Source organism: Acinetobacter colistiniresistens (genome assembly GCF_024582815.1).
Taxonomy (GTDB): Bacteria; Pseudomonadota; Gammaproteobacteria; order Pseudomonadales; family Moraxellaceae; genus Acinetobacter.
On the sequence record NZ_CP102099.1, the window covers coordinates 2082780 to 2097206 of the forward strand.

A 14427-nucleotide genomic window follows, 5' to 3' on the forward strand; every position below is an offset into this window, starting at 1 on the left:
AAGTTGAAAATTTCTTATATTTTTACATGTGGCCGATTAGAGTCTTTATTTAAGATTCTCTGCCTCACTCAAAAAGGTGAGGAGAAGGTTGCATCAAAAGAAAAAGTCATTGAACAATATAGAAAAGATATCGCTTTGGGGCGGCCATTTGAAGAAACTGAGCTTTATCAATTGATTGAGCAAAGTGAAGAAAAGATTGTGATTAACCGCTTGAGTAATATTCTGCGCGAAAAACCTACTCAGCAGAAGGGTAGCTTTGATGCGGACGAATATAAGACCGGTGCATGGTCTGAGTTTAGTGATTATAAGCTGGCAGTTCGATTCTCAAATGCGAAAACCGAGTTAAGTGAAAAGCACTTTGCGAAAACCGGTGAGTATATGACCAGTCGTGGTATCGCAAAATTGACAGGCTTTAATCCAAGCAATATTAAGAATATGCTGCATCATAAAAGAAGTGTGGTGAGAAAAATGCTCACAACCTTAGAGAAGTTAGCAAAAGAGTATTAATCTTTAAACGCTCTGTCGGTGCAGAGAAATCGATTTTTCTGCACCTAGAATAATTAATAATGGTGGGTTAGCATCAAATTTTAGTTTGTATTCTCAATAATAAATAAAAAGGTAAAATAATGTGGTCGGCTAAAGCAGCAACGATAATTGCATGGTTCAGTATCATTATTATTGCTGTGGCAGCAGTGTTTTCTATTTATGTTCTCAGTATCCCATGTGCCTCTGATCGGATTTGTGAAATGCCACCTGTCCATCTATTTTTTTTCTTGGTATTAATCATCTCGGTGATCTGTAATTTTATCGGCATCATTTTGTCAATCATTGGATTAAAAAAACAAGAACCCATTAAAAAATCAGCCAAAGAGGCACTACGTTTTAATGGGAAAATGATTGTTTTTAGCTTTACAACTGCAATGTTACTACTTTTGATTTTAATGGCTTAGACGAATTACTAAGTCATTTGCTGTGAACGATCTGCTTTAGAGAGTACGGCCAGACAAACAAAAATCAGGGCCATACCGACCCAGCCAATGAGTGCTAATTGCTCACCTACCAAGAGAACTGCAAATAAAGCTGCAACCAAAGGTTCAAATAGCGTCAGTGTCGTTGCCGTACTGGCTGAAATCGTTTTTAGGGCATAACCAAATAACAGATAACCGAGAAACATTGGAATCAGCATCATATAGGTGACAACATACAGATTCACAGGTTCGTCAAATAAGTTCGAACCCGTAAAAAATAGTGTCGGTAATAAAATTAAAGCACCAAAACCAAAAATTAATCCCATAGACGCTTTCGAGTCGACACCACGATCAATCATCTTTTTGGCAGCCCAAGAGTATAGAGAGTAAGTTAGTGCCGCGATCAGTCCAAGAATAATCCCAAGGGTTTTCTGGTCTGTTGCAATCGTTTGTGCCGTTGCTTGCGAGTGCGATTCACCAATCGAGAGCAAGAGGACACCAGCAACTCCGAAAATAAAGCTAATAAACCACTTTTTAGAGAGGGCTTTTTTATCAAAGAACTTTTCTAGTAATGCAGTAAATAAAGGGGCTGAACCAATTGAAACCACCGTACCAATGGTAATCCCTGCCATACGCATTGACGAATAGAATGCCAATGGGTAAATCGCAACCGAGACCATGCCAATCAGTAGCAAAGGGGAGTAAGAGCGAATTTGTGGTAAATGGCTGCGGATATTTTTATAGGCCAATAAGGCCTGTAATAACCCACCACCTCCCATGGCGATTGCACCAATGGCTAAGGGGCTTAAATTGGGTGCATAAGAGGCGGCTGTGCCTGTAGTACCCCATAAAATAGAAGCGACTAAAACTGCAATAAAGCCAGAATGAGAACTGAGATTGACAGAAGTACTCTTCACTTTGCAACCTCTTGTTCTAAGAGGTTGTGAACCATGTGTTTAGCGGCAAATACTTTGTCACTGGCACTTTCTAAACCGGCACGGGCAATTGAACCTTCCAAGATAAATGAAAGCAGCAGTGCCAGCTCATTTACCCGCTGTGGGGTGATACTGAGTTGCTGCAAATGACCCGCTAAAATCGCTTCAATTTCATCTTTATGCTGCTTAACCGCCAAACGTTCAGGACTATGTGCGGGAAATTCGGCGGCTGCATTGAGTAAGCCACAACCACGGAAGCCTTTTTCATAGGCAAATTCGGCATGATCTTGATAAGCATCAAAAACCGCCAAAATACCCTCAATTGGGGTTTGGATTTGCACTTTTCTTTTTTCATACAAATACAGCCATTCCTGATGACGGGCTTCGATATAACAGGTGATTAAGTCTGATTTAGTCGCAAAGTTATTGTACAGCGACATTTTGGCGACATTGGCTTTCTCTGTAATGCTGTTGATGCCTGTGTTACTGATGCCATCGTTATAAAACAGGGTTGCTGCTGCATCCAGAATTTTTTGTTTTGCTGATTTTGAGCTCATAAGAAAATATATTTATGTATACCGACCTACCTAATTTTATGGGAAAGTAAATTATTTGCAAGCAAAAGTTTATGCGTTCTATTTATTTAAGTTGGATTGATAAAAGGAAATCGATTAAAGCGTATGGGTCAGGCTTTAATCGATCAGGATTTATTGAAGATTCTTTTTACTGTGGATAAAAGCCAATCCATACACAGGCCATTTCTTCTCGGATTTTAGATTGTTGACCAGCCATGCAACCAGCACCAATGCAATTGAGCCTAAGAGCACAGGGAAGAATAAGAAATTCCAATGATATTGAATGGTATCTGCCGTCAGTAAAATTACCAATGGATTTGCGCCAGCGGGTGGATGCACACAGCGCAAAATTTGCATGGCTGCGATGGCACAGCCAACAGACAGCGCAATGCTCAGTGTCGAGACACCAAACACTTTAAGAAACAGTAGGCCAATAAAAGCCGAGACAAAATGCCCCAAAATCACATTACGAGGTTGTGCTAAAGGCGATTGTGATACCGCATAGAGAATAACGCAGGTTGCACCGAATGGTGCCATGATAAATAGATTGTGGGTGAGCTTACTAAGGAAAATTAAGATCAAGATACTCAATGTTCCACCGATGAGACTTCTTATGACATCAATGGATTGGGGCATGGGGGCGAGATGTTCTCTACCGTTGAATAAAGATAACATGGTGATCTCTATGCGGGGTTGCTTTACGGCGATAATAAAACTAAAATCATAAATAGTACAGATCTGTACTATTTTGATTGAGTAAATTTTTATGTCAAAGTCAGCCAATAAAATTTTGCATACCGCAGAAAAATTATTTTATGAAAATAGTTTTGTTGGAGTGGGGGTTGACCTGATTCGAGACGAGTCTGGCTGTTCAAAAACCACCATGTACACCTATTTTAAAAATAAAAATCAATTGGTGAAATCCGTCTTAAAGGCGCGGGATGAAAAGTTTAGAAACAGCCTGCTGGATTATGTTGCGGATGCAACAGGACGAGAGGCGTTGAGCAGGCTGATCGATTGGCATTTATTATGGTTTCAAGAAGATAACTTTAAAGGTTGCTTGTTCGTAAGAGCGGTCGCTGAGTCGCATTTGGGCGATCAAGAGATCATCTCCGTGTCAAAACAACACAAAGTTTGGATTCGAAACTTAATCACAGCATATCTGCATGCTTATCCAAAAGCAGAGATGTTGATTGAAGTAAGCTATACCTTAATTGAAGGATTGATTAGTCGCTTTTTGGTGGAAGGTTATGATGCAAACGTAGCAGCGCAGATCAAGGCATCTATTCAGCAAATGATCGATGCATTTAATCCAACAGCAGATTAAATGTTGTTCGTACTATTATTCTTATCGTATAACAGTAAGCCTTTGATCAAGTACCAAAGGCTTACTGCTTTTTATTGTTTAAATGCGTTCTGATCTTCTACATCCACATATTCGATATAACCACGACCTTGAACGGGTTTATTTAAATATTCCCCTGTGAAGGTATAAGCACTGGCATAACCAACACCATGACCATAACGGAATGGACTATCAATTTCCGCAGTGATCTCGAGAACCTTTTGATCAGCATCATCTTTGACTGACCAAGAGAACAGTTGCGGTAAACGCATTTTCTTGCCGCTCGGGGAAACATAATCATCAACTTGATGGGCAATCACCTTAAATTCGACCTTGGTATAGATTTCTGCTGGTTGGTCGGTATGACGGACGTGCAGACTATAGGCCGCAGGTTGCCCCAGAATATCGGCTTTGGTGAGCAGTAACTGGGTGGTCTCGGTTAAATTAATAATTTGATAAGTGAAAAAGTCTAAAGGCAATTTATAGGGTTCAGGCAGGAGTTTTTTCACCACGCCATGTGCACCTGCTGCACGGGCATATTCATAAGTACATAAGCCTTCGGCAGGGGTGGTTTTACCTTGATACTCAAGCTGACCTTTAAAGTTCGCCAATAGACTAAAATGATCATAGATCGGGGTTTTAATAAACCATGAAATTTGGTCTGTGACATCCAAATCAAACTCAAAGCTGAGCCCATGATAGCTGCCTTTGAGATGAATATTCGGTAATGTGCCTTGAATAGAAACTTCTTCGCCAAGTTCGATCAATGTGCCATTGTCTTGGATATTGGTTTCTTCTGGAATGATGTAGGCTTTTAACAGATGTTCATCTACAGCAGCCGTGCTAGAAAAGAAAGTTGCGGTTTTTCTCGGGTCACCCACAGTAATGTCATCATGGTCAAAAGCCAATGCGCCAGGCGTACCCAACAAAATCATAATATTTAAATAACGATGAGGTTCTGGGAGCAGTGGAAAGAAAACTCCATAATGCGTCCAGGTATAAAATTTTTCTTCTGTACGTGGGCGGATAATTTCAGGTTCCGAAAACGGAAGGGTAGAATATTTGACGGCTTTATCGAGCGTACCTTGTGCAAGCAATAAGCTTTTGCCCATGATTTTGCTGGTCAGGGAGGTTGGTGGCAATTGTTTCTTCATCTGGTTTCCTAGACTCAATCCATGCTGTGGAAGCTAGGGTATGAAAAACAATTGCCAGTGCTAAGCGGAAATGAGGACAAAACCACAGCTTTTGAGGACAATTACGGACTTATTCTATTGGGTAATTTTTCTAGATTTTGTGAACCAATCCAATGTTTTGAGAACTGGTAAGCAGCACGACCAGAGCGTTGGCCACGAGCCTGACACCACTTCAAACTTTCACCACGAACCAGATCGTTATAGTCCAAATTGGCCTTCACAATATAGTGTTCAACGATTGCTAAATAGAGTTGCTGATCCATTGGGTAGAAAGACAACCATAGGCCAAAACGATCTGAAAGTGAAATTTTTTCCTCAATTGCTTCCTGCGGATGCAACTCGGTATATTGCGGTACATCGACTTTACGCACAGGGGTATTTTCATGCATAAATTCAGGTAGCAGGTGGCGGCGATTACTGGTGGCATAAATAATGAAGTTACTTGAACCTGATTGTAAAGAACCATCCAGCACACTTTTTAAGCTGCGGTAATTTTCATCTTCAGCATTAAAAGCCAGATCATCACAATAGACGATGAATTTTTCAGGACGATGTTCAATCAGCTTTTGAATCTTGGGTAAATCCGACAAATCATCGCGTTCAATCTCAATCAAACGTAGCCCTTGAGCTGAATATTGAGTCAGTAGGGCACGTACAATCGATGATTTCCCTGTACCGCGAGAACCTGTCAGTAATACATCATTGGCTGGTAAACCATTCAGAAACTGCAGCGTATTTTGAATGATTTTGTCTTTTTGGCGCTCAATTCCTTTTAGATCTTCAAGGTGCATTTCTTTGGGCTGCTGTATTGCAACCAATTGTTGATTTTCCCAACGGAAAGCAATTGCAGAAAAATCAGTGGGTTGTTTTAGTGCAGGCAGCGTTTGCTGCAGCTGTGTTAATACGCTGGATAAAGATTGAAGAATAGACTCGGGTAAATCAAGGATAGCCATAAATATAAACCAAACTCAATGATGAATAGGGATACTATCACTGCTATTACGGAAATAAAGAAAATATCATCAGAAATATCGAAATAAATCGATTTTACCCTTGATTGTTGTTGCAGCTTTTTGCATTGTATAGGTGCAAGAATACAAAAAATAAGCTGAAAATCGGGATTGCAAATGTTCAATAGAGTTCAGGAAAAAAAGAATACATATCAGTCGTATAGAGTTGATGTGTTGCAAGAACGCTTACGACATACCAGCTCATATGATGAATGGAAAGACATTGCACTAAAACTGGATGAAGAGTCGGGCAAAGAGGCCTGGAAATATGACAATGAGTCGCCTTATTTTGATGCGGAAATACTCTCTAAACGCTATAACTTATTAAAAAAATATCGAACCCAGCATCGAACGCTTGATCTGATCTATGTATTAAGAGAAGGGCTGTCTTATGACTTTGCTAATATTGGACATCCGATGCTATTTGCCGAAACCTATTTTGGCACGAAGAAAATTATTGAAAACTATGTTGAAGAAATGAGTGACTGTTTACGTTACTTGGCTTCGAGTGAATGTATTACGTTCCAGTTAAAAGAGAAAATTCAGTTTTTTGAGGAATGTCAAAAAGCCTATGGTCAACCTGCTTTAATGTTTTCTGGTGGTGCCACTTTGGGTTTATTTCATACCGGGGTCTGTAAGGCACTGTTAGAGCAAGACCTGATGCCGCAAGTTTTATCTGGCTCAAGTGCAGGCGCGATCATGACCGGCATGCTGGGAGTTTCCACACCCGATAAAGTGCCTGAATTGCTGCAAGGTGAACATTTTTTTAGTGATGCATTTAAGTTCAGAAAAATCAGTGAACTGGTTCGGGGTCGTGGCGGTGTTGCAGATGTGATGTATTTGAAAAAATTCCTGATGCAGAACTTGGGTGATGTCACCTTTGCCGAAGCATATAAACAGTCGAAACGCCATATTAATATTGTGATTGCACCATACAATACCGCACAAAACCCACGCATTATGAATGCATTAACTGCACCGAATGTATTGGTCTGGAGTGCGGTATTGGCTTCTTGTGCGGTGCCTGTATTATTTCCACCTGTGCATTTGACCAGTAAGCGCTATGATGGACAGCATACGCCGTATCTCGCCAATACCAAATGGGTGGATGGCAGTATGCGTAGTGATTTTCCGCAGGAGAAAATGGCTCGGCTATATAATATTAATTACACCATTGCCAGTCAGGTGAATCCACATATCGTGCCGTTTATGCAGAGTGATTCGGAAAGATTTCGTCGAGATGTATTGAGTTGGCCAGAAAGAATTATTCGCCATCAAGGTAAAACCATTGCGATGGATGTCATGGATTTAACCCGCAGCTATATGGGGAGTTTTTTCCCGATTCGCCGTATGCTCGATCATGGCTATGGGATTTTAGGGCAACGCTACTATGGCGATGTCAATATTATTGCCAGATATGGGCTACGACACTATAGCTATATGCTAAAAAATCCGCGCCCGAAACTGTTTAAAGTATTGCAACAAGAAGGCGAACGGGCAACTTGGCCGAAAATTGCCTCGATTGAAATCCATGCACGGATTGGTAAAACGATTGAGCATTGTTTAACATCATTGCGAAAGCAGGACGAAAAGCAGCAGAATGAGTTTTACTACGTGGATCTTTAATCCCAACATTCAACTTGAAGATTTAAATTTAACAACAAAAGCGCAAAGCTATGCCTTTGGGCGGCGTGTCTATACTTTTCAAGTGGAGCAACAAGCTTTTTGGCTTAAATTTCATAAGCTGGGGACTCATTCGCTTCTAGAACAGGCTTTTCTGCAGGAACTCGTGTTCTATCAGCAATCTGCTCAGGCGCTGCAATTGTTTTTATTGCCCTATCAAGTGATTCAATTAAGCTATATTGCAACAGGCTTAGATCTTGGGGGAGCTGAGCAGGGGCTGTTAACTGTCAATTCAGATGCATTTTTTAGTGATATCACGGTAATCAATGATATTGAAGTAGTAAAACAAAAGATTATAAGTGCATTAGATGCATTAGATGCCTTGCACCAAGCAGGCTGGATTCATGCTGACTTGAAGACTGAACATTTCCGTTTATATGAAGACACATGCCGGTTGATTGATTTTGAGCAATCTTTTAGAGCGGAACAACCCATCCAGACTTTAGATGCAACGCCACATTATATGGCACCAGAGCTTTTTCACGGGGCAGGCAAAAGCATTCAAAGTGATCTTTATGCTTTGGGTATCATTGTGTATGAATGGTTGGCTCAATCACGATTAAAGGCAAAGACTTATCACGACTGGGCCGTTTTGCATTGCCAACAGCTACATATTCAGCTTCCAACTGAATTTGAGGTTTTTCTTCCTTTATTGAAAGGGTTAACCCAAAAGCATGTTAAACAACGTTTTAATTCAGTCTTAGCGGCAAAAAACTGTCTAAACAACCTTGATTTGCCGTAAAAATAAACATCAATACGTGATTTGAATATTATGTGTTCAGTTGATTGATTTTTTTATACGAAAGACTTGTCATGCTGCATCTTTCTCACTAATATGCATACCCATCGGGGGCGTGGCGAAATTGGTAGACGCACTGGATTTAGGTTCCAGCGCCGCAAGGTGTAAGAGTTCGAGTCTCTTCGCCCCCACCATATTTAAAAAGCAAGTTTATCTTGCTTTTTTTATGGTTAAATCTAAGCGGATTTAATCATGTGGTTATAGAGGATTGGTGTAATGGTAGCATGACGGTCTCCAAAACCGTTCGTCAAGGTTCGAGTCCTTGATCCTCTGCCAAATTTGAAAAGGGCCTTCGAGAGAAGGTCCTTTTTTTATTTGTGTAATTTATCTGATCTGTATATTAAAAAGCATTAGCTTTCATAAACATAGTTTTTTATAAAAAGGGCTTGTCAGTCGCAGGGTTTATCTCTAATATACACACCCATCGGGGGCGTGGCGAAATTGGTAGACGCACTGGATTTAGGTTCCAGCGCCGCAAGGTGTAAGAGTTCGAGTCTCTTCGCCCCCACCATATTTAAGAGAGTTTCCGACTTTCTTTATGATGAAGTCTGAAGGACTTTCATCATGCTGTTATAGAGGATTGGTGTAATGGTAGCATGACGGTCTCCAAAACCGTTCGTCAAGGTTCGAGTCCTTGATCCTCTGCCAAATGAATAAAAAAGCCCTTGTGAAAACAAGGGCTTTTTTATTGTCTGAAGTTTTGGATCTATATCGCTTTACTTATACTTTTGCATTCATTTTATTTGGTTGTATGAATCTATTTGTTGAGTGATTTGTTTAAAGTTGAGGATAGCTAGCTGCTTTTATCTTTCAAAAGTAGAGAAATAATTTTTCACATTGTCACTGTCAATAAATAAAATGCTAAAAAATAGTCCTTTTTGCTTAATTTTAAATTTTTGTGCCAATTAGTTTTTGAATAATAGAGTGATCAGCTTGGTTGTTGAGCATTTTAACGTATTCAAATTTGATTTCAGCTTGATGAAAGACGTTAAAAAAGACTGACATAAATAAAGCCAGCTCAGCCTTGAATAGGTTGTACTAGGGAAAATTGAATAATTAAGGAAGAGGCAATGTCTGTATTGTGCATGGTTCAGCATAGAAAAAGTAATTTAGATGGCCTTAGCCCACAAAATCATCCAAGCAGCCGTGGCTTGATTGTGATTCAAAAAAGGGGGTAAGTCATATGATGCTGATTCGTTATATCCAGCAAAAAGATATCCATGATCTTTATCAACTGGCGCAAAAAGCTGGTTTTGGTTTAACCTCTTTGCAACCCGATATGGAAATACTGGCTGCACGGATAGATCGAGCAATTAAGACGGTCGAAGGCAAATTAGACAAGTCGGAGCAGGGCTATTTATTTGCCTTAGAAGATACCACACTGCATAAAGTGGTGGGTGTATGTGGAATCGAGGTGGCCCTAGGTTTAAAAGAGCCTTGGTATAACTTTCACGTCGGTACGCAAGTGCACTCTTCAGAGCCATTAAATGTCTATAAATCATTACCGACCTTATATTTAAGTAATAACCATACCAACTGTAGTGAGTTATGTACTTTATTTTTAGACCCTGATTATCGTTTAAATAAGAATGGCAAATTTTTATCCAAGGTTCGGTTCTTGTTTCTTTCGGCCTTTAGACAATATTTTGAAGAAACGATTGTGGCGGAGATGCGGGGCTTTTCGGATGAAAATGGCCGTTCACCCTTTTGGGATGCAGTCGGGCATAAATTCTTTGATATGGAATTTAGCAAAGCCGATTATTTAAGTGGAACAGGCAAAAAGGCCTTCATCGCAGAGCTGATGCCGCGGCATCCACTTTATGTCGATATGTTACCTGATGAGGCCAAGGCTGTGATTGCTGCAGTCCATCCCAATACGGTACCTGCCTATAATCTTTTGATTGAAGAAGGTCTGCGTTATAAGGGCTATGTCGATATCTTTGATGCAGGTGCAACTTTGCAAGCCGATATTGAAAACTTAAGAGCGATCAAAGACAGCCATGCGGTGACGGTAAAGATTGAGCCATCTGATCACATCATTCTAGGTAATGATCCTTATATCATTGCCAATGACGATTATAAAAATTTTCGCGCTCTCCTCATTTACAGCCAGCCAGATACAAACCAAGTGAAATTAGATCCTGAGCAGGCTCATCAGTTACATGTGAAAGAAGGAGCATCGGCACGGATGCTCAATATCAATATTCCAAAGAAAAATTGAGGCATTGTCGGTTGAAAATGAGAACAAGGATGAGGATATAATTCATCTACTTATCTCGTAATTTTATGCGCTAATTAGACCTATTTTGATTTGTTTGCATGCCGTGTGAGCAAATCAATCCAGTCTTAATTTGCACAAAATATTCACATTGTTAATTGAATATATTTCACGTTTAATTGCTGGTAAATTGAACGGAAAAGCACGGCATGATCTTACAGTGTTTGAGGAATGAGATATGATGCTTTCGCCCAAATAACTTTTGACCAATAACAACAGGTTTTAGGGTGCATATAAGGACTTTATGGAAAATAACAGATAAGCGAGGTGGCTGAGTTAAGCACTAAATTTAAAAATAATTTTATTGAGCAAAATGGAATTTTGATATTCAGGCATTTTAAAAATATTTTAATTTTATTAGGCAATTATAACGGCTGTTATACATTGGAGTAAGGATTACATGAGTCAGGATAAAGATAAGCAGCTTCTGGAAGGAGATCTGCTTGGTAGTCAACATATGACTCAGCAGGATGAAGAAAAATTACAACGCTCTTTAACCAATCGTCATATTCAGATGATTGCCATTGGCGGTGCAATTGGTACGGGACTATTTATGGGCTCTGGTAAGACCCTAAGTGTTTCGGGTACCTCCATTATTTTAACTTATTTAATTATTGGCTTTTTCTTTTTCTTTGTGATGCGGGCGATGGGTGAACTGTTGCTGGCAAATACCAATTTTAAGACTTTTGCTGATTTTGCAACAGCGTATATCGGTCCGTGGGCTGGCTTTTTTCTCGGATGGTCGTATTGGTGCAACTGGATTATTACCGCAATTGCAGATGTGATTGTGATAGGAGGGTATATGCAGTTCTGGTATCCCGATGTTCCTGTCTGGATTCCTGCTTTTACCTCCTTAGCCATTCTTACGATTCTGAATTTTGTTGCGGTTCGCATGTTTGGTGAGTTGGAGTTTTGGTTCTCATTGATCAAAATCGCCGCCATTATTATGTTTATTCTGGCAGGGATTTATTTAATCAGTACTGGTTTTACTTCGCCGAGTGGTGTCAAAGCGTCGATGAGTCATGTATTTGAAACTCAGTCGATGTTCCCCTATGGGGTTACTGGCTTTTTAGCTGGTTTCCAGATTGCGATTTTTGCCTTTGTTGGTATTGAATTGGTTGGAACCACAGCGGCTGAAACCAAAGACCCACATAAGTCATTACCTAAAGCGATTAACTCGATTCCATTGCGTATTTTACTTTTCTATGTCGGTGCATTGGTTTGTATTATCGCAGTTACATCGTGGGCAAAAATTTCACCAGAAAAAAGCCCATTTGTGGAAATGTTTTCCTTGATTGGATTGCCGATTGCAGCAGGCTTGGTCAATTTTGTGGTGGCGACTTCTGCACTTTCTTCAGCGAATAGCGGTATTTTTGCGACCAGTCGAATGCTTTACGGTCTGGCTTTGGACAATGATGCACCAAAAAGTTTTAGTAAATTGTCGAAAAGAAAGGTGCCGATTTGCGGTCTGGTTTTTTCAATGACTTGTGTCACCATTGGAACCTCGATTTTATTTATTGTACCGAATGTCATGACGGCGTTTACCATTATTTCAGCTCTGACGTCGATTCTATGTATTTTTACTTTTATGTTGATAATTTTGTCTTATATCTGCTATCGGAAAAAATTCCCAGAGTTGCATCAACAGTCTAAATTTAAAATGCCAGGTGGCTTGGTTATGGCATGGTTCACTATGTCATTTTTGGTGTTTACCATTGTGATCTTGGCTTTAGATCACGATACACTGATTGCGCTGGCTTTTTCGCCCGTGTGGTTCATCGGCTTGCTGATTGCATATCGTCGTAAAAAGAAAAAAATGCTGCAACTGGATCTGTTAAAAGCAAGAGCGGTTGATTATGTTTAAGTTAAGTTGATCCGTTGTCATCATAGATTGTTGGCTTTTAAATACGCAAGCAGAGTAAGGGCTCTGCTTTTTTATTTCAATGCTAAAAACATTGATTTGAGTGCAGACCTATCTGTATGAATAAAAAGGATTCTTTCAAGCCAATCCATAAGGAGTGACAAAAAACGTCATAAACAGACCATGTTGTATAGACAGAGGCGGATTAATATCGTTACAATGCCGTAAATTTAAGCAAAAAAATCTATAAAATGTTGAACAATATCTATCAGGCCTTGGAAAGTTTGGGCCTTACTGCACAGAGACGTGCGATCCATATTCAGTTTTCCAATCAAAATTTAAATACTCAAGTGTTCCTGCAACGCATTGATGGTCAGCATCAACTGAATGCGGGTTTTAAAGCAGAATTAATTTGCTTATCGACCAATGCTACTATTCCGCTAAAACAATTTATTGGTAGCCAAGCCCAATTGATACGGTGACTGATCAAGGTCAGCTGACTCGTGTCACAGGCATTATCACCCAAGCCCTGCAAGGGCAATCGGATGGTAGCCTCACGGTATATAAGCTGACTTTAGAAGACCCAACCGCACTGTGGAAACAACGCCGTAACAGTCGCGTGTTTATGAACAAGAGCGTGCCTGATGTGGTGCAAATTGTCTTCAAGGAGTGGCAGCAAAAGAGTCCCTTATTCGCTTCCAGTTTGACTTTGGATTTAAGCGGACTCAGTCAAGATTACGATATTCGTCCTTTTATTATGCAATATAATCAATCAGATGAAGCGTTTTTAACATCCTTGATGCGTAGCGAAGGGATTAACTGGCTAATTGACGAAGCTCAGCTTAAGGTAAGTAGTATCAATGAAAAAATCCAACCACAAAAGCTACGTTTGATTGATGACAATAGCCAATACCAAGCGCTCGATCGTCGACAGATTCGTTACCACCGCAGCAGTGCCACTGAACAATACGACAGCATGACCAGTCTGGTGGGGCAACGCAGCTTACAACCGAGTAGCGTGCATGTACAGCGTTGGCAAGCCGATGCACTGGAACAGGAAGATGGTGCAGGCAGCGTACAAAGCACGCATAAACACAGTGCTCAATACGACAATGCCAGTTTAGGTCTGGAACAGGCATGGCACTTTTCACCGGCTTGGATGCAAGACCTGAATGGTGAAGATGGTGCAACTGCATCGGGCAATGCACAGATTGAAAAGCTGAATCAGAATCTGGGTCAATATTACGATCTGCAATCCAAGCAATTTATCGCCGATACTACCGTGCGCGATACCCATGTGGGTTACTGGTTTGAATTGGCTGAGCATCCTGAAATCGATCAACACGATGGCAGCGACAAAGAATTTCTGATTACAGGTAAAAACTTCTATAACCAAAACAACTTGCCTAAAGACCTCAATCAGCAGATCAATCAATTATTAGCGCAAAGCAACTGGCAGCCAACCCAACAAAGTAACAATGAAGAACGCCAAGCCAATCAACTGACGCTACAACGCCGTAGCATTAAAATCGTACCCGAATTTAACCCATTACAACACCGTCCAGTCGCTTCACCGCAGCGTGCCAAAGTGGTTGGGCCAAGTGGCGAAGAAATCCATGTGGATGAATGGGGACGGATTAAAGTCCGCTTCCTGTTTACCCGTAATGAAGACCACAGCCATGATGGTGGTGCAGGTGCCAATGACAACGATACCGATTCAGCTTGGGTTGATGTACTCACGCCTTGGGCGACATAGTAAAATTTATGATTGAAAAATATA

At 40.5% G+C, this 14427-nt stretch carries 12 protein-coding genes, 4 tRNA genes and 1 pseudogene; 12 read left to right on the forward strand and 5 right to left on the reverse strand.

The window, feature by feature from the left end; translation table 11 throughout:
• Nucleotides 1-3 precede the first annotated feature (3 nt).
• Both NQU59_RS09870 and NQU59_RS09875 read left to right on the forward strand, forming a co-directional pair.
• Entirely contained in the window at nt 4-507 is a 504-nt protein-coding gene (locus NQU59_RS09870; RefSeq protein WP_005243063.1) for a hypothetical protein, read from the forward strand.
• 119 nt (nt 508-626) lie between these two features.
• Nucleotides 627-950: a hypothetical protein gene (locus tag NQU59_RS09875; RefSeq protein ID WP_005243062.1), complete on the forward strand. Its 324-nt coding sequence runs from the start codon at nt 627-629 to the stop codon at nt 948-950.
• An 8-nt stretch (nt 951-958) separates the two neighbouring features.
• Here the strand turns inward: NQU59_RS09875 and NQU59_RS09880 are convergent, their stop codons facing one another.
• The 3 genes from NQU59_RS09880 to NQU59_RS09890 all read right to left on the reverse strand — a co-directional run bounded on the left by NQU59_RS09880 (nt 959) and on the right by NQU59_RS09890 (nt 3153).
• Complete coding sequence (locus NQU59_RS09880) at nt 959-1885, reverse strand: DMT family transporter (protein WP_257063285.1); 927 nt, start codon at nt 1883-1885, stop codon at nt 959-961.
• A complete protein-coding gene (locus tag NQU59_RS09885; RefSeq protein WP_257063286.1) occupies nt 1882-2460 on the reverse strand; it encodes a TetR/AcrR family transcriptional regulator in 579 nt (192 codons plus the stop codon). Before NQU59_RS09885 ends, NQU59_RS09880 begins: the two co-directional genes overlap by 4 nt.
• Before the next feature lie 150 nt (nt 2461-2610).
• The gene (locus NQU59_RS09890) at nt 2611-3153 is read right to left on the reverse strand and encodes an HPP family protein (protein WP_005243058.1); all 543 of its coding nucleotides are present in this window, start codon (nt 3151-3153) and stop codon (nt 2611-2613) included.
• 91 nt (nt 3154-3244) lie between these two features.
• Between NQU59_RS09890 and NQU59_RS09895 the strand changes: the two genes are divergently transcribed.
• Nucleotides 3245-3805 carry a TetR/AcrR family transcriptional regulator gene (locus NQU59_RS09895; RefSeq protein ID WP_043971618.1) on the forward strand — a complete coding sequence of 187 codons (561 nt, stop codon included), beginning with the start codon at nt 3245-3247 and terminating at the stop codon, nt 3803-3805.
• Nucleotides 3806-3876: 71 nt separating this feature from the next.
• Here NQU59_RS09895 and NQU59_RS09900 read toward each other — a convergent pair whose 3' ends face one another.
• The gene (locus NQU59_RS09900) at nt 3877-4977 is read right to left on the reverse strand and encodes a DUF6670 family protein (protein WP_257063290.1); all 1101 of its coding nucleotides are present in this window, start codon (nt 4975-4977) and stop codon (nt 3877-3879) included.
• Nucleotides 4978-5078: 101 nt separating this feature from the next.
• Nucleotides 5079-5969: an ATP-binding protein gene (locus NQU59_RS09905; protein ID WP_257063291.1), complete on the reverse strand. Its 891-nt coding sequence runs from the start codon at nt 5967-5969 to the stop codon at nt 5079-5081.
• Between the two features lie 174 nt (nt 5970-6143).
• Here NQU59_RS09905 and NQU59_RS09910 point away from each other — a divergent pair, with 174 nt between their 5' ends.
• The 9 genes and pseudogenes from NQU59_RS09910 to NQU59_RS09950 form a co-directional block, all read left to right on the forward strand.
• Nucleotides 6144-7652: a DUF3336 domain-containing protein gene (locus NQU59_RS09910; protein WP_043971623.1), complete on the forward strand. Its 1509-nt coding sequence runs from the start codon at nt 6144-6146 to the stop codon at nt 7650-7652.
• Complete coding sequence (locus tag NQU59_RS09915; RefSeq protein WP_257063293.1) at nt 7627-8451, forward strand: protein kinase domain-containing protein; 825 nt, start codon at nt 7627-7629, stop codon at nt 8449-8451. Before NQU59_RS09910 ends, NQU59_RS09915 begins: the two co-directional genes overlap by 26 nt.
• Nucleotides 8452-8557: 106 nt before the next feature.
• Nucleotides 8558-8642, forward strand: a tRNA-Leu gene (locus NQU59_RS09920).
• Nucleotides 8643-8710: 68 nt separating this feature from the next.
• A tRNA-Trp gene (locus NQU59_RS09925) sits at nt 8711-8784 on the forward strand.
• Nucleotides 8785-8934: 150 nt separating this feature from the next.
• Nucleotides 8935-9019, forward strand: a tRNA-Leu gene (locus NQU59_RS09930).
• Nucleotides 9020-9082: 63 nt separating this feature from the next.
• Nucleotides 9083-9156 (forward strand) — tRNA-Trp (locus NQU59_RS09935).
• A gap of 535 nt (nt 9157-9691) precedes the next feature.
• Nucleotides 9692-10729: an arginine N-succinyltransferase gene (astA, locus tag NQU59_RS09940; RefSeq protein ID WP_005243041.1), complete on the forward strand. Its 1038-nt coding sequence runs from the start codon at nt 9692-9694 to the stop codon at nt 10727-10729.
• A 457-nt stretch (nt 10730-11186) separates the two neighbouring features.
• Nucleotides 11187-12650 (forward strand): amino acid permease, encoded by a 1464-nt coding sequence (locus tag NQU59_RS09945; RefSeq protein WP_005243039.1) that lies wholly within the window; start codon nt 11187-11189, stop codon nt 12648-12650.
• Between the two features lie 248 nt (nt 12651-12898).
• Nucleotides 12899-14397, forward strand: a pseudogene (locus NQU59_RS09950) (type VI secretion system Vgr family protein); the annotation flags it as partial.
• Nucleotides 14398-14427 lie beyond the last annotated feature (30 nt).